Origin of the sequence: Zobellia russellii (genome assembly GCF_018728565.1) — a bacterium.
Classification (GTDB): domain Bacteria; phylum Bacteroidota; class Bacteroidia; order Flavobacteriales; family Flavobacteriaceae; genus Zobellia; species Zobellia russellii.
The window spans coordinates 275,244-291,977 of record NZ_JACSOI010000003.1 but is presented as its reverse complement, the minus strand read 5'-3'; the positions used below and the strand labels follow the sequence as shown (position 1 = coordinate 291,977).

Genomic DNA, 16,734 nt, shown 5'->3' with positions numbered 1-16,734 from the left:
AATAAGATTATAATTTTTACGTTGTGATATTCTATTCACGGTGTTCTTTAAAACTTCCCCGAGTAACTTATATCAGCGGCTATGAAAAAAAGTATAACAACAGGATTGTTCCTTTCACTTTTTCTATTTTTCTCTTGTACTAAAAGTGATGATTTCTCCATTCCTGACACAGTAGACCCGGATCCGGATGCAGGAGTGGAAGTACAGGATTTTATGTGGAAAGCCATGAATTTCTGGTATTTCTGGCAAACCGATGTTGAAAATCTTTCAGACACCAAGTTTCCTGATACTCCAGAGGGTTCCGAAGCTTACACTGCATTTCTAGCTTCTGAATCTGACCCTGGAAAGTTTTTTGACAACAAGCTACTGTCTTCCAAAGACCGCTTTAGTTTCTTTTCGGATGATTATGTAGAACTTACCCAATCTCTTGCGGGAATTTCCAAAAGCAACGGCCTTATGTTCGGTCTTGCCAGACAGAATAAGAACAGTAGTGAGCTTTATGGCTATGTTCAATACATTGTACCCAACTCTAATGCTTCCACAAAAAACATTCAAAGAGGAGACCTTTTTACAGGTGTTAATGGCACCACCCTTACCGACCAAAACTATATAGCACTTCTTTTTGGCGATAATGATACCTACACCTTAAATATGGCCGATATTGTAGGGGAAAATGCAGAACCAAATGGTACGGATATACAATTAACCAAAGAAGTGGGCCTCATGGAAGACCCAATTCTTCTGGATGAGATTATAGAGATACAGGATAAGAAAATTGGCTATTTGGTCTATACAGGTTTTACCAATGAATATGACGAAGAGCTTAATAGGGTATTTGGGCGCTTTAAAGCAAGTAACGTTACAGACCTTGTACTAGACCTTAGGTATAACCCTGGTGGATCAGTAAATACTGCCGTTCTTTTGTCTAGCATGATATACGGTACCAATTCCAAAGATGTTTTTCTAAAGGCGATATATAATGAAAAATATCAAAAAATATTAGATGACAATGATACTGAACTGAGACAGTTTTTTACAGAAAAAACAGGAAAAGGAACAGCTATCAACACCTTAAACTTAGATAAGGTCTATATTTTGACCACTAGTGGAACCGCCTCGGCAAGTGAACTAGTTATTAACGGACTTGACCCCTACATGAACGTTATTCAAATCGGGGGCACTACACGCGGAAAAAATGAATTCAGTGTAACTATGGTAGATGATAGGGACAATAAATATATCTATAGTCCGGAACGAGTAGGGAAAATAAATAAGAAAAATAATTGGGCCATTCAGCCTTTACTGGGAAGAAATGAAAATGCGGAAGGTTTTTCCGAATTCACTAGCGGACTCACTCCTCAGGTTGAGCTACTAGAAGACCTTAGCAATTTAGGGGTTCTAGGTGATTTGCAAGAGCCGTTTTTGGCCAAAGCCATAGAACTTATAACCGGTTCGTCTGCAAAAGGTGTGCAGAAAGTAGAATTCCCTATTGAAACTATGACCAATTCTAAAATGTTTACACCTTTAAAGGATAATATGTACGTTACCGACCCACCTATAATCTGGTAACCTGATATAACTTAAAACTAAAAAACGGCCTGTATTCAACAGGCCGTTTTTTTATTTAATAATCCATTATAACTTCAGTACTCATAAAACTTTTGATACTTACGTTTTAAATGCGAGGGAATAGAAATTGCTTCCGGATGAAACAATCCCGCCAAAAGCTCTACCCCTTCTACCAAGGTGGCTGCAGAAGATTGCGTAAACAAATCAAAATCCGCAATATAAACTTGTTGTTTCTGTACAGCTTCCAGTGAAGTCCAACCTTCTTTTAATAGTAACAAGTACATTTCCTTTAATGTTCTGTTCATATTAAAACCGCAAGGCGCAATGACCATTACTTCAGGATTATACAACTTTACCTTGTCCCAAGAAAGAACTCCACTGTTCCCAGATGGATTGGAAAGCATATCCACCCCACCCGCAAAACCTATTTGGTGCGGAATCCAATGGCCACAATTATAAATTGGTTCTATCCACTCCAACAACAACACTCTTTTTGTACGAACTTTAGCCGCCCTTAGCTGGTCTACCACATAATCTATTCGTTCATTTAACTTTGACAAATACGCATAGGCCACCTCTTCCTTATTCAATGCTTTGGCAATGGTAATAGCATTTTCAAAGACATCGTCAAAACTAGATGGACTTATTGAAATAAGCTCCGGTTGCTTTTCAAGGTTTGCAACGGCCGCTGCGGTACATTCCGTATCAATCTGGCAAACATCGCACATATCTTGTGTAAAGATTACATCGGGAGCTATATCTGCCAGTGCTTTTTCATCTACGTAATAGAGTTTCTTTCCTTCTTTTTTACTTTCGGAAAAAAACACGTCTATCTCTTTACTGGAATAATTTTTGCCTTCCAATATACATCGTACTACGGGCTTTTTCTCCTTTAGTGCTTGTGGCGGACATTCAAACGTTATACCATATAAATGCTCTTGCAACCCCATATCATAGAGCATTTGCGTAACAGCGGGCATGAAAGAGCAGACTTTGAGCATTTAGTTTAATTAAAATATATACCTCCTGGAATGATTCCTACAGCAATGGTGCTGATTAACTCCTTAGTACTTAAATCATAAATATATAAGTCTCCTTTACTAGCATAGTCTTTTGCATCTGTACCATAAAGCTTACCATCATTAACAGTCATACTATAAAACGAGACATCGGCTATATGAGCCTCGGTTGGCAATGCCTCTGATCCAGAATCAAATGAATAAACCGCATTAGACATGCCAAAATATAATGTGTTATTTTCCACACTTAAATCGCCAGGATGCTCTGTAGTTTCAAAATCTAAAATCTGTGCCAACGTATTGTCTGACGTGTTAATTTTTGCAAGTGTGCCATTGGTCTCTTCTCCAGTATATGCTGGAGCTCCACTACTTAACACCCATAAATTTCCAGCATTATCCCATTGCATAGAATTGGGAAAATCACCAACAGTGAGCGTAGTTGACACCACATCAGTAGAGACATCTATGATAGAAACCTTATTGTTCTGGCCAAAAGCCCCTTGATGTGCAACATATACAAAATCTTCATTGGAAGTAATTGCCTCTGGTCCTAACTCGGTAGGAATGGATTTTGATACTACATTGGACTCTAAATCAATAATGGCTACGTAATCATCCGTTTCATCAGCCGTATCACCCCAGTTTGTAACGTATCCCTTACCATTGGCAACAGTAAAGTACCTAGGGTTTAAAAGTCCGTCTTCTATGATCGCTTCACTTTTAAACGTATACCGGTTGACCACATGAATCTTATGTGAGTTGTTAACTACAATATATGCCATGTCTTCATCAAAAGCTATGGATTGCACAATGTTGCCAAGATCTTCATTGTTTTCTGCCTTAAAAATAGTCTCTTTAACAAGTAATGAATCATTTGATATATATGTGACAGTTCCAGTACCATTGTTAAACGGACCTTCATTACTTATCAAAATTCCATTTTGGTAATCTCCCTTCACCTCTTCCATTATAACCTCATCGTCATCATCAGAACAACTAACTGCAAATAAAGCCGCCATGGCTACTAAAATTGATACCTTTTTCATTTTCATTTTGTTTTTTTAAATTTTCAACTTTAACTTTAATTGTATGTTTCTATTTGGCATAGGCCTAAAAGCCACATTTTGATACTCTTTATTATATAGATTGTTTATTTGCATTAACACTTCCATATTCAACTTCCCCTTCATTCTAAAATTTCTTCCAAACCCTAGGTTTGAAACGGAATAGCCTGGCAACGACCCAGAATTATCCGAAGTACTAAATACGCTACTATTAAAAAATAATTGGTAAAATAAGCGCCAGTCCGAATATGCATACGTTAAACTAGAAGTTACCTTATGTTGGGGCACATACATTAAAGTTTTATCTGTCTCTGAATCTACCGCCTTAGTGTGCGCGTAACTATTGTCCCAATTAACATCATGATTCCCCCAATTTTGCGAGAATATCAAAGAAACTTCTAGACCATAGTTTAATGCGTCTTTGATATTGACCGGAGACCAAATTCCCATATTGTTAGGTCTCCATTGTATTAGGTCCTCTGAATCAATATAAAAAGCAGCCCATTGAAAGGTATAACTCTCTTTTTTAAAGGCCTGCCCAATTTCTGCCTGTAAAGAAGATTCCGGCCTAATATCCGGGTTTCCACCTGCCCCCCCACCTAAAATCCAATAAACTTCATTGAATGTAGGAACCCTATAATTTTTTGAAGCATTAAAATAAACAGCGTGTTGAGGACTAAAAGAATATCTAGCGTTTAAGGAGTAAATTAATGGGCTTTTGTAGTCACTTATAAATTCTTTTCTCAAGTTAGCTCCATAGGTAATTCTATCACCTAAATCGTGCTTAAATAAAAGGGTTGCTGCAAGTGTTTCTCTCTTGCTATTTTCAATAGAAGTCCCTTTTGCTTCAATATGATTATAATCGGCAATTCCATTAAGGACAACATTTTTGAAATTAATTTTATAATCATAATTGACCAAAAACGTATTTGTATTTCCAAAGGAAAAATCTTCTCTTTCCTTGTTATCATAGTATTTGTACTTTTCATACAGATAACCAAGCTTAACCCGGTGAATACGTTTTGCATTAAAGCTACTCCATTCCAAAAGGTTACGGGAATTGTAATCCCGATAGTTAGAATTTGAAGGTGCGGTGATAGTGCCAGAAAAGTCACGATCGCCAATAAAAGTATTGTGGTAGTACTTTAGTAATTGCCCGTCAGTTATTTGGTACCCTATGTTTGTATTGACATTAACATTATTAAAGGCTCCATTTTCATTTCTTTGGTCTGTTCCCAAATATTTATAATTATTTTCTGATTCAAGATAGCTTACTCCAAAACCCACTGTGGTTTTCGCGTCTCCAATAGAAGTATGATAGTTAAAATTCCTTGTATCAAAGCTTCCGTAACTAAGAAGCAACTCATGTTCAGAATGTTTATAGAATCTAAACAAGTCGTTCAAGTGTATACTACCCCCAATTGCTCCACTACCAAATTGCACACTCCCACCCCCACTTCTAACACTTACTGCCCCGTAATTTCTTGGTATAATTGTATTAAAATCGGTTTGTCCAGTAAGTTGTGAGTTAATATTGATACCATTCCAGATGACCGCCGTCTGTGATGCGTTAGTTCCACGAAAAGATGGAGAAGAAATCATTCCTAATCCATTTTCTTTCAAATACACATTAGAATTAAATTGTAACAGGTCCGTTAAGGAACTACCGTTACGATCTACTACAGAGTCATTTAGGATGTCTACTTTTCCATTTGAAAAATGCAAAAGCCGAACATCTGTAAGAATGACCTCATCCAAAACAGTTATGCTTTCCTGTTGGGCATTACAAAGGATAGTGCATAATAAAATATGAATAATCAAAAATGGCTTATAATCTCTCATACCGTTAAAGACCTTTTACCCGAAAGTCTTGTTTAAGGTTATGAAATTGGCAGGTCTCCTGACTTGTTCCATGTTATTTTACCTTCCCATCCATTTAAACGGACAGTGGTGTAGAAGAAAACAACACCCTCATTAAGAGGTACCAAGAAATTCTTGGCAAGAACATACAGTTGCGGGAACAGTTCCGGATTTTAACCGGATTCCCTTTTAATCGACAAAGTATATGCTACCGTATCGAACCAAAATTCGTGGCGAAGGTAATCAATTCGTTCAAAATTGCAACCCTAAAAAAAGTCCGTTCTCAAACGATGTAGAACAAAATAGATGTGCTTTTTAGAAAAACGTCTTAATTAGTGGCTAAAAGCTTAACCTCAAAAATAAGTACGGAACCCCCAGGAATACCACGGTTATCAGAGTTTCCATAACCCAAAGCCGCAGGTACCAAAAGAATACCGTTTCCTCCTTCTTTAAAATAGGTGATTCCTTCTGTCCACCCGGCAATTACCTGTCTTAGGTTAAAAGAAATACCTTCCGCACTACTTTCATCAAAAACTTCTTTGTCCGTAAAGTAACCTTTATACGCCACAGTAACATCCGAATTAAAATTTGGTCGTTCTCCCGTTCCTTCTTCTTCAACTACATAATAGAGTCCACTATCGCTCCTGGTGGCATTTAAACCATTGGCCGCAATATATTCCTTTATCTCCTCCTCGTTCTTGGCTACATAATCTACTTTTTCATCATCACTACACGAGCCAAATACAACTAAGGCTAAAACAAATAAAATTTTCTTCATTACAATTTTTTTAAGCATCAAATATAATGAACTATTAACAGGCCTTAAACTATTTTTAAACTCCCTTAAAATTAATTTAATAGCACAATGACAATTAGTGGGTTACGTACCTCCTCTTTCTAAAAATATTTAGCTCGCCACTTTTTTCTTAGGGCATAAAGAATGTACCTTTAATGCCATAATAGAGCCATACCTTAACTACAGAAACAAAACAAACCCATTGAAAAACAGCATCTTAATTCTATTTTTTTGCTTCTTTATCGCTTGTAAGACCGATAAAAAAAGTGATTCGCAATTACAACATGAGCCTTCAACAGAAATTGAAATTAGCCATGCCAAAGGTTTTTCAATTGAGACCTCCAGTAACGGACTAACCACTATTGAAGTCTCATCTGCTTGGCCCGGAGCGGACACTTCCTTTAAATATGCGTTGATTCCAAAAAGTAAATTAGCCTCAATTACGTTTAATAAGGACGAATATGATGCTGTTGTTGCCGTACCCATAGAACGGTTGATCGTAACTTCTACAACTCATATACCAGCCCTTGAAGCCTTGGGCGTAACCAACAAACTGGTTGGCTTCCCCAATACAGATTTAATTTCTTCTGAAAAGACACGTAAACGAATTGATAATGGGCATATAGAGGAACTAGGGAACAACGAAACGTTGAATACAGAAATCACCCTAAACCTTAAACCTGATGTAGTTGTAGGTTTTGGTATTAACAATCAGAATAAGGCGTACCAAACCTTAATTCGTTCTAATGTTCCTGTGGTTTATAATGGAGACTGGACAGAGGAATCTCCCTTAGGAAAAGCGGAATGGCTCAAGTTTTTTGCTCCTTTTTTTGGTTTGGAAACTAAAGCGGACAGTATCTTTAAATCTATAGAAAAATCTTACTTACAAACAAAAGATATTGCTAATCGTGCTACCAAAAAACCTACGGCTCTTACAGGCGGACTATACAAAGATGTTTGGCATGTTGCTGGAGGAAAAAGCTGGATGGCACAATTTTTAAGGGATGCCAAAACCGATTATTTATGGAAAGAAACTCCCGAAACCGGGGGAATAGGCCTGAGCTTGGAATCTGTTCTAGCCACTGCACAAGATGCAGATTATTGGCTAAACCCTTCCATGCTTACCTCCTATGAAGAAGTAAAAGAATCCAACAAACATTACACTCAATTCAACGCTTATAAAAATAAAACCGTTTTTTCCAATACAATTGCCAAAGGAGAAACAGGCGGTTTATTATACTATGAATTGGGGCCTATGCGGCCAGACCTTGTACTAAAAGACCTTATCCATATTTTTCATCCAGAATTGCTTCCGGACCACGAACTGTTTTTCTTTAAGCCTTTAAACTAATTGCAAGACCCTAAAACATACCGTAATTCATTCATTTTCCTGATTGCTATTTTAGTAGTTGCATTAGGGGTCAATATCTCTTTGGGCTCGGTTTCTATTCCCTTTTCGGAAACATTACATTCCATATTTGGCAAAGAAATAGAAAATACCGCTTGGGAATATATCATTTGGAACTACAGGATACCCAAAGCTTTTACAGCTATATTGGTAGGCGCAGGATTATCCTTAAGTGGGCTCTTGATGCAAACCTTGTTCAGGAACCCCTTGGCAGGCCCATTCGTACTGGGTATTAGCTCCGGGGCCAGTTTAGGTGCCGCTTTCTTAATTATGGGATCATCAACCTTAGCTTCATTATTCGGGTTGAGTCTGGTTACGGATGTATCTATGGCCATTGTTTCCAGTATAGGTAGTTTTCTGGTGCTTTTGGCCGTTATCACTGTGGCCTCCAAAGTAAAGGACACTATGGCCCTTTTGATAATAGGACTCATGTTCGGGAGTATTAGCGCTGCAATAGTGAGTGTGCTTTCTTACTTTACGGATGCAGAGAAGCTTCAACAGTTTGTGTACTGGTCTTTTGGGAGTGTTGGCAACCTATCTTGGCACCAATTGGGCCTACTGTTCATCATTATCCTTTTAGGAATACTTCTTGCCATATTGTGCATAAAACCGTTAAACGCCCTTCTCCTTGGAGAAAACTATGCAAAAAGTTTGGGTGTAAATTTAATTCGTTCACGGTATCAAATTATTATTGCAACGGGCTTATTGGCCGGGGTTGTTACCGCGTTTGCCGGTCCCATTGCTTTTATAGGTTTGGCCGTGCCACATTTAACGCGCCAAATCTTCAATACTACGGAACATCGCATTTTACTTCCTGCCGTTCTAATCTACGGAGCCATTTTAATGCTTATTTGTGATACTATAGCCCAACTTCCTAATAGTGCCGAAGTATTTCCTATCAACGCAATTACAAGCATTCTAGGAGCTCCTGTAGTTATCTGGTTGTTAATTAGAAAAAGAAAGATGGTGTTTTAACAACTGTTCCTTTCTATAAGCTTTAAATTATACATATAAGATCATATGTTATACTCTGGTTGTTCCTAATCCTATAGTTTTACGAGTAATATACTATTGAACTTTTTTCTTTAAATCAACCTTAACAACACCTATGAAAACTAAACTAATTTACCTGCTTCTTCTTGTATCTACAACTTATTTCTTGAACGCTCAAAAGAACGATAAAGGATGGGAGAACCTATTGGACAAAGACCTTACGAACTGGGATATTTTCATGGGTGTACCTCATACGTCATTAGACCTAGAAGGCTATGAAAAAGGAGACGGTATGCACGGCACACCAATTGGACTCAACAATGACCCTTTAAATGTCTTTACCACCACTCAGGAAAACGGGGAAACCATTTTAAATGTAAGCGGTGAAATTTACGGAGGTTTAAGTACCAAAAAAGAATATGAAAACTACCATTTGATCTTTGATATAAAATGGGGAACGAAAAAATACGAACCACGCTTAAAAGATAAAAGAGACAGTGGTGTACTCTACCACGCCCAAGAACCTCACGGACAGTTTTGGAACGTTTGGATGCGTGCCCCGGAAATGCAAGTACAAGAAACGGATTGTGGTGATTTCTTTCCGCTGGCCGGTGTTAGCATGGACATCAAGGCTACAAAACGAACGGACAACGGAAAAGAGTTTTGGTTCTATGACCCAAACGGCGAAATTCGCACTTTTAAAACTGGCGGTAATGGCCGTTGTAGAAGAATTGCTAATTTTGAAAATCCGCATGGGCAATGGAGCCGTTTGGAGCTTATCTGCATAGAGGATAAGGCCTACCATATTGTAAACGGAAAAGTGGTTATGGTTCTAGAAAATGCAAAAGAATACAATAAAGAAGGTATCGCAAAATCACTGACAAAAGGAAAAATACAGTTTCAGTCCGAAGCCTGCGAGGTTTATTACAAGAATATCAAAATTAAGAACATCAAGAAGTTACCAAAGGAAATCAAAAAACAACTTTAATAAAAAATCGTCATAGGGCTCCTAAAAAAACATAGTACGCTTTCATCTGCCAACCTATCTATTGGATATGGCTCCAATGCTATTGCCCAAAATATTACTTTTGGCCTGGAGCCCGGTGAGCTTACGGCCATAGTTGGCGTGAACGGTATTGGAAAATCTACTTTATTGCGAACCCTGGGCAATTCACAACCTCAGCTGGCCGGCCATATAGCGGTTAAGGGCAAACCTATTGCCGCTTACTCTCCGCAAGACCTATCAGCTGAGATAAGCATGGTTCTTACGGAGCCTATTGCCTCTAAAAACCTTTCCGTTATTGAATTAGTGGCTTTAGGAAGGCAGCCCTATACCAATTGGCTGGGCACTCTTACAGCAACGGACAAACAGAAAATAAAAGAAGCCCTAAAATCCCTGCAGCTAGAAAAACTTCAGGATAAAAAATGTTATGAGCTAAGTGACGGGCAATTGCAACGTGTTATGATTGCCCGGGCTTTAGCGCAGGATACATCTATCATCCTAATGGACGAACCCACTACGCATCTAGACCTTTACCATAAAATTCAGATTTTAAAACTGCTTCGTTCCATTGCACATTCCACAAAAAAAATTGTGCTATTTACTACCCATGAGATTGAAATGGCTATTCAGCTGTGTGACAAAATGGTTCTGTTAGATGGAAAAGAAAATTATTTTGGAAAACCTTGCGAACTAATTGAACAAAAAGCGTTTGAGTCGTTATTCCCTTCCGATACCGTTGCTTTTGACCCAAAGACAGGTTCTTTTAGGATAAAAAAGTAACGTAAGCGTGATGTTTGGTTTTAAAGCCAATCTCGTATCTTTACCCCCGAACACTTTATTTTACAAATGAACATTTACCTTATATATTTATTAATAGGACTGATATGTCTTGCGGCAGGCTATTTCCTAGGAAACTATATTCAAAATTTAAAGACAAAAAGTAGCCAGAGTGCGCTTGAAGAACGCGAACAACAGTTACATGCCAATCTTGGTGTTATGGAGCAACGGCTACGTGACAGTGAAGAACACAAACTGCAACTGCAGAGTGAAAAAGAACAACTGGGCAACCAGATTGTACGTTACCAAGCCGATTTAGAGAACCTTCAACTAAAAAACAAAGAACAAAAAGACGAGGTAGAAAAGCTTCAAGAAAAGTTTACCAAAGAGTTTGAAAATCTTGCCAACAAGATTTTAGAGGAGAAAAGTTTAAAGTTTACGGAGCGTAACGAAAAGAACATTAAAGACATCCTATCCCCTTTAAATGAAAAAATACAACTTTTTGAAAAGAAAGTTGAAGAGAGCCAAAAGGAGAACATCAGCATACATTCAGCCTTAAAAGAGCAACTTTTAAACCTGCAGACACAAAACCTAAAAATCACCCAAGAAGCAGAGAACCTTACCAAGGCATTAAAAGGCGACAGCAAAATGCAAGGAAATTGGGGGGAATTGGTTCTGGAACGTGTATTGGAAAAATCCGGTCTTGAAAAAGACAGGGAATATTCCGTGCAACAAAGTTTTACCCGAGAAGATGGTTCAAGGGTACTTCCAGATGTTATCATTAACCTGCCCGATGGGAAAAAGATGGTTGTTGATTCCAAAGTATCCCTTACCGATTATGAGAGGTACGTAAACGCGGAAGAGGACCTGCGCGACAAATTCCTAAAGGACCATATTAATTCCCTTAAGCGTCACATAGACCAGCTTTCTTCAAAAAAATACGAAGACCTGTACGCTATGGAAAGTCCGGATTTTGTGCTCATGTTCGTACCCATAGAACCTGCTTTTGCCATTGCTATAAACAATGACCCTACGTTATACAACAAAGCATTTGAACAGAACATAGTTATAGTTACCCCATCTACCTTACTTGCTACCCTGCGTACCATAGACAGTATGTGGAACAATGAAAAGCAACAGCGCAACGCCATAGAGATTGCCAGACAGGCGGGAGCTCTTTATGATAAGTTTGAAGGTTTTGTAAACGACCTTACCAAAGTTGGTAAGAAAATGGACGAGGCCAAATCTGAATACAAAGGAGCTATGAATAAGCTTGTAGAAGGGCGGGGCAACATTGTTATTAGCATAGAAAAATTGAAGAAAATGGGTGCCAAGGCTAAAAAATCCATTCCCGAACCCATATTAAAACGCGCTCAAGACGATGATTTTGAAAGCGAACTAAAACTGAAACCATGAAAAAGTCGCTTTTTGTAACCCTGGGCATTATTATAGCCCTTTTCGCAATTGTTTACGCCTTTATTTACTTTGTACCGTATAGCGATGGTATTCGCTCTGGAGAGCTAATAAAAATAAGCCACAAAGGAGTTATCATAAAAACTTGGGAAGGCGAGATAAGTCAAGGTATTTCCGGAGCTCAAATCTTTTCTTTTTCTGTATTGGACAAGGATAAAGAAGTAATAGAGAAGCTTCAAGAATATCAGGGCCAATATGTAAAATTGCACTATGTAGAACGCTTTGCTACCTTTCTTTGGTTGGGCGATAGTAAATATTTCATTACCGACGTACAGAAAGAACAATCACCTCATTTTAGAAACTAATGGAAAAGTTTAAAAGCGCTAACGAGTCTAGAGTATCAATAACAGAGCTTATGCTCCCCTCCCATTCTAATTTTGGGGGTAAAGTTCACGGTGGCCACATTCTTAATCTTATGGATCAAATTGCCTTCGCCTGTGCTTCTAAACACTCGCAGCGGTACTGTGTAACGGCATCCGTTAACCGTGTAGATTTTTTACACCCTGTAGAAGTGGGTGAACTGTTAACGCTTAGAGCCTCTATTAACTATACGGGAAAAACATCTATGGTCGTGGGGGTTCGCGTAGAATCGCAAAACATAACCACGGGTACAAAGCGCCATTGCAACTCTTCCTATTTTACTATGGTAGCGAAAGATGAAAACGGGAAAAGTGTTCCCGTACCCGGCTTACTTCTAGAAAACGAACAAGGTGTTAGACGTTTTTCCAGAAGTAAACAGCGTAAAGAAGAGGCCTTTTCAAGGGACACTCAGTTTGACTCTTCACAATTTAAAATGGAAATGCATTTAGAGAGTCTTAGCAACGAAAATGTTAAACTTGCCCTTCGGTAATTTTAGCGGCCGCGGCCTTATCCAAAAACCAAAGTAAATCTCCTGTTGTAGGTGCCACTAAATTGGCAGGGTACGAAGTGTACGAACCTTCCTTATTTATAATTTCTCCTACCTTTTCCTCTTTACTGGCCCCTGTTACCAAAAAGGCTACAGTTTTAGAGTGGTTGATGACATTCCCGGTTATGGTAACTCGTTTTTGACCAGAATCTGGATGAACGGCAACTGCACAAAGGTTTTCTGAGTCCCACAATTCTATTTCATGTGGAAAAATAGATGCTGTATGACCATCATCTCCCATACCCAAAATAACTAAATCAAATTGAGGGAATCCGTTTTTGGCCGGAAGTTCATTTTTCAATACTTGAGCATAACGCTCCGCTTCCTTTTCAGGATCATTCTCTCCTTCTACCCTATGAATATTACCCTCTGGGATATCAATTTTTGACAAAAGGTGCTCTACGGTCATTTTATAATTACTTTCATCATCCGTAGGAAGTACACAGCGTTCATCTCCCCAATAAAAATGTACCAGTTTCCAATCTATATTAGCTCCAAACTTTTCGGCCAGTACATCAAAAACTATTTTTGGCGTGCTTCCTCCCGAAAGCGCTACATGAAAAGGTTCGTTTCCTTTGGTCTGCTCTGCAAAATACTTTGAAAACTCTTGAGCAACTTCAACTTTATCTTGATATATCTTTAATTCCATAATTTTATTTAAATGAACAAAAGAGCCCTTCTTAAAAAAAGGGCCTTTACTTTAATTAACAAATGACACAAAAACCAGGGTCGTCCGTAAGATTAGGACCTGGATTTCTCCACTCACCAATACCATCTATGAGCTCATGAGAATTTTCAGGGCCCCAAACACCGGCAGCATACCCGTACATACGCACATCTTTGCCATTTTCCCAGTACTTTAAGATAGGGTCTACAAATTCCCAAGCCGCCTCAACCTCATCAGCTCTCGCATATAAGGTTGCATCACCCTGCATAGCATCTAACAATAAGCGCTCGTACGCATCCATTACATGGGTTTCAGCTAAACTAGAATAGTAAAAATCTAAATTGGCACGTTCTACCTTAAAGCCCTGACCTGGTACTTTTACACCAAATTTCAATAGAATACCTTCATCTGGCTGAATACGGATTACCAACTTGTTGTCCTTACTATCCAACCCGGAATCTTGAAAAATTTGATGATGAGGGGTTTTAAAGTGAATCACCACTTCCGTTGCCTTGGTAGGCATTCTCTTTGCGGTGCGAACGTAGAACGGTGTATCTTTCCATCTCCAGTTATCAACAAAGAACTTAATGGCCGCAAAGGTTTCCGTGGTAGAATCTTTATCCACTCCCTCTTCCTCACGATAACCTTTAACTTCTTCTCCGTCTATAACAGATTTGGTGTATTGCGCCCTAATGGTATTATCAAATAATTCCTGCTCGGTTTTCATAACCCTGAGCGATTTAAGCGCCTTTACCTTTTCGTTTCGTATATCTTCCGGAGCATCGCTTATAGGCGGCTCCATAACAATCAAAGAAACAATCTGCAATAAATGGTTCTGGAACATATCCCGTAAGGCACCGGATTTATCATAATATCCTCCTCTTTTCTCCACACCAACACTCTCTGCATTGGTGATTTCTACGTGGTGTATGTAGTTCCTGTTCCAAAGAGGCTCAAAAATACTATTGGCAAAACGGGTAACCAATAGGTTCTGTACCGTCTCCTTACCTAAATAGTGGTCTATTCTATATATCTGATGTTCCTTAAAAAATTGCTGAAGGCCGCTATTAAGTTGTTTGGCAGTATCCAAACTGTAGCCAAAAGGTTTTTCAACAATTAAGCGTTTCCAACCATTATTTTGGGTGCTCATACCTGCATCTGCAAGGTTTTGAGCTATTGTTTCATACAACGTAGGCGGTGTAGAAAGGTAGTATATGATATTACCAGATGTTTGGTATTTGTTCTTTAAGTCTTCAACCCGCTTTCTCAAGCGACCATAGTCCGTGTCATAGCTCCCTCCTAAATCCTCGTAAAAGAATTTATCCGCAAAGTTCTTTACCTCCTCTTCCTTTAGATCTTTAAGTTTATCCTCTAAATAAGTGCTCTCTAATACCACTTTATTCCTAAAAGCGCTATCGGTCATATCACTCCTACTTGCCCCCAGTACCACAAAATTTTCAGGAAGTTGATTGGCCTGATACAAATTAAAAAGTGCGGGCACAAGTTTTCTTGCCGTAAGGTCGCCAGAAGCGCCAAATATCACAAGAATTTGATTTTCTGTTTTATTCATAATGAGATAATATCCTAATACTATTTGAAAGGTTAAAAGTATCGAAAAGATGCAGTAATACCAACGAGTTTACCCTAAGATAATCTTACATTTCAATAATTTCGTTTAATTTTGGTTGTACCTACCAAAAAAGAACAATTTGAACGTTGATCGTTTAATTTTAAAATTAGGAAATGGAAGAAAAATATGATTTTGGATTAATAGGCCTTGGTGTTATGGGCCGTAACTTTATATTAAATGTAGCAGACAATGGTTTTTCTGCTTACGGATACGATTTAGACGCTGAAAAAGTAGCGGCTTTAAAGGAAGAAGGAGGCCATGAGGCCAAGGTCAATGCCTCTACGAACATCAAAACATTCGTTAAATCGTTAAAGGAACCCAGAAAAATTATGCTTTTGGTTCCTGCTGGTAAAATTGTAGATGCAGTTATAGAAAGTCTTTTACCTCATATAGATCGCGGTGATATCATAATAGACGGTGGAAACTCATTTTTTACGGATACTGACCGTCGTGAAGCCTATCTTCATGATAAGGCCATTAACTTTTTTGGAGCCGGTGTTTCGGGTGGTGCAAAAGGTGCTCGTCTAGGGCCAAGCATCATGCCTGGAGGCTCAAAATCTGCCTACCAACATATCAAACCCATTTTTGAGGCGGTATCCGCAAAATACAAAGGCGAACCTTGTGTTGCATATTTAGGTCCAAAATCGTCCGGAAACTACGTAAAAATGGTTCATAATGGTATTGAATATGGACTTATGCAATTAACTTCGGAAGTATATGACCTGCTTAAAAAGGCCGGGGATTATACCAACGAGGAGCTTCATACTACCTACTCTAAATGGAACGAGGGCCGTTTACAATCTTTTCTTGTTGAGATTACCTCTAAAATCTTTATTCAGAAAGATGAGCTTAACTTAAGTAAATTAGGGCTTTTAGACCAGATATCTGATCGTGCAAAACAAAAAGGTACAGGAAAATGGACCAGCCAAAACGCAATGGATTTGGGCATCCCCGTTCCTTCTATAGATATTGCCGTTAGCATGCGTGAAATATCAGCCTTAAAAGAAGAGCGAGTGAAGGCAGACGAATTGTACGACCGTCCAGAAGTTGAAAAATTAGACAAGGAAGAATTAGAGAAAATGGCAGAAGAAGCCCTTTACTTCTCCTTTATCATAACTTATGCCCAAGGACTTCACCAATTAGCCGATGCTTCAAAAGAATACAATTACAACTTGGATATAGCTACAATTGCAAAAATCTGGCGTGAAGGATGTATTATTCGTGCGGGATTATTAGCTGATATTTCAGATGCATTTGAAGCGGACAAGGACCTTCCGAACCTTTTACTTTCTGATCAGTTTATAGACAAAGTAAAAGGCAGTGTTGGCTCTGCTAGAAAATTGGTAGCACACGCAGCCAAAAACGGAATTCCTTTACCTGGCCTTTCTAACTCGCTTACCTATTTTGATGCCTATACATCAAGCAGATTACCATTAAACCTTATTCAGGCTCAACGGGATTTCTTTGGTTCTCACACTTATGAGCGTTTAGACAAAGAGGGTATTTTCCATACAGAATGGGAATAAAATTAGTTGACCATTAACCTAACTCGATGAGACTAGAACAAT

The 16,734-nt window shown here is 38.6% G+C and carries 15 protein-coding genes and 1 riboswitch; of the genes, 9 read left to right on the top strand and 6 right to left on the bottom strand.

The features are described from left to right. Positions 1-81: 81 nt before the first annotated feature. Positions 82-1,569, top strand: coding sequence for a S41 family peptidase (locus H9565_RS09300; protein ID WP_215438982.1), 1,488 nt, complete (start codon positions 82-84; stop codon positions 1,567-1,569). A gap of 74 nt (positions 1,570-1,643) precedes the next feature. Here the strand turns inward: H9565_RS09300 and H9565_RS09295 are convergent, their stop codons facing one another. From H9565_RS09295 to H9565_RS09280, 4 genes are all read right to left on the bottom strand, one after another. Beyond that, entirely contained in the window at positions 1,644-2,570 is a 927-nt protein-coding gene (locus H9565_RS09295; RefSeq protein WP_215438981.1) for an ABC transporter substrate-binding protein, read from the bottom strand. A gap of 5 nt (positions 2,571-2,575) precedes the next feature. Further along, entirely contained in the window at positions 2,576-3,634 is a 1,059-nt protein-coding gene (locus H9565_RS09290) for a YncE family protein (protein WP_246560463.1), read from the bottom strand. 15 nt (positions 3,635-3,649) lie between these two features. Continuing rightward, a complete protein-coding gene (locus H9565_RS09285; RefSeq protein ID WP_215438979.1) occupies positions 3,650-5,494 on the bottom strand; it encodes a TonB-dependent receptor plug domain-containing protein in 1,845 nt (614 codons plus the stop codon). Positions 5,495-5,525: 31 nt separating this feature from the next. Then, a riboswitch (cobalamin riboswitch) is annotated at positions 5,526-5,753 on the bottom strand. A gap of 87 nt (positions 5,754-5,840) precedes the next feature. After that, positions 5,841-6,290 (bottom strand): FKBP-type peptidyl-prolyl cis-trans isomerase, encoded by a 450-nt coding sequence (locus H9565_RS09280; RefSeq protein ID WP_215438978.1) that lies wholly within the window; start codon positions 6,288-6,290, stop codon positions 5,841-5,843. 220 nt (positions 6,291-6,510) lie between these two features. Here H9565_RS09280 and H9565_RS09275 point away from each other — a divergent pair, with 220 nt between their 5' ends. The 7 genes from H9565_RS09275 (at position 6,511) to H9565_RS09245 (ending at position 12,812) form a co-directional block, all read left to right on the top strand. Next, the gene (locus tag H9565_RS09275) at positions 6,511-7,659 is read left to right on the top strand and encodes an ABC transporter substrate-binding protein (protein ID WP_215438977.1); all 1,149 of its coding nucleotides are present in this window, start codon (positions 6,511-6,513) and stop codon (positions 7,657-7,659) included. Then, positions 7,660-8,691: a FecCD family ABC transporter permease gene (locus H9565_RS09270; RefSeq protein WP_215438976.1), complete on the top strand. Its 1,032-nt coding sequence runs from the start codon at positions 7,660-7,662 to the stop codon at positions 8,689-8,691. 133 nt (positions 8,692-8,824) lie between these two features. Then, entirely contained in the window at positions 8,825-9,697 is an 873-nt protein-coding gene (locus H9565_RS09265; protein WP_215438975.1) for a 3-keto-disaccharide hydrolase, read from the top strand. A gap of 12 nt (positions 9,698-9,709) precedes the next feature. Continuing rightward, positions 9,710-10,492: an ABC transporter ATP-binding protein gene (locus tag H9565_RS09260; RefSeq protein WP_215439486.1), complete on the top strand. Its 783-nt coding sequence runs from the start codon at positions 9,710-9,712 to the stop codon at positions 10,490-10,492. 66 nt (positions 10,493-10,558) lie between these two features. Next, a complete protein-coding gene (rmuC, locus tag H9565_RS09255; RefSeq protein ID WP_215438974.1) occupies positions 10,559-11,905 on the top strand; it encodes a DNA recombination protein RmuC in 1,347 nt (448 codons plus the stop codon). Then, on the top strand, positions 11,902-12,267 hold the full coding sequence (locus tag H9565_RS09250; RefSeq protein WP_215438973.1) for a 6-phosphogluconate dehydrogenase: 366 nt from the start codon (positions 11,902-11,904) through the stop codon (positions 12,265-12,267). Before rmuC ends, H9565_RS09250 begins: the two co-directional genes overlap by 4 nt. Then, positions 12,267-12,812: an acyl-CoA thioesterase gene (locus H9565_RS09245; protein ID WP_215438972.1), complete on the top strand. Its 546-nt coding sequence runs from the start codon at positions 12,267-12,269 to the stop codon at positions 12,810-12,812. The genes H9565_RS09250 and H9565_RS09245 overlap by 1 nt, the downstream gene beginning before the upstream one ends. Here the strand turns inward: H9565_RS09245 and pgl are convergent. Both pgl and zwf read right to left on the bottom strand, forming a co-directional pair. Beyond that, a complete protein-coding gene (gene pgl / locus H9565_RS09240; RefSeq protein WP_215438971.1) occupies positions 12,793-13,518 on the bottom strand; it encodes a 6-phosphogluconolactonase in 726 nt (241 codons plus the stop codon). The genes H9565_RS09245 and pgl overlap by 20 nt on opposite strands. 55 nt (positions 13,519-13,573) lie before the next feature. Next, a complete protein-coding gene (gene zwf, locus H9565_RS09235) occupies positions 13,574-15,106 on the bottom strand; it encodes a glucose-6-phosphate dehydrogenase (protein ID WP_215438970.1) in 1,533 nt (510 codons plus the stop codon). Positions 15,107-15,279: 173 nt separating this feature from the next. Between zwf and gndA the strand changes: the two genes are divergently transcribed. Next, positions 15,280-16,692 (top strand): NADP-dependent phosphogluconate dehydrogenase, encoded by a 1,413-nt coding sequence (gene gndA / locus H9565_RS09230; RefSeq protein WP_215438969.1) that lies wholly within the window; start codon positions 15,280-15,282, stop codon positions 16,690-16,692. Positions 16,693-16,734: the final 42 nt, after the last annotated feature.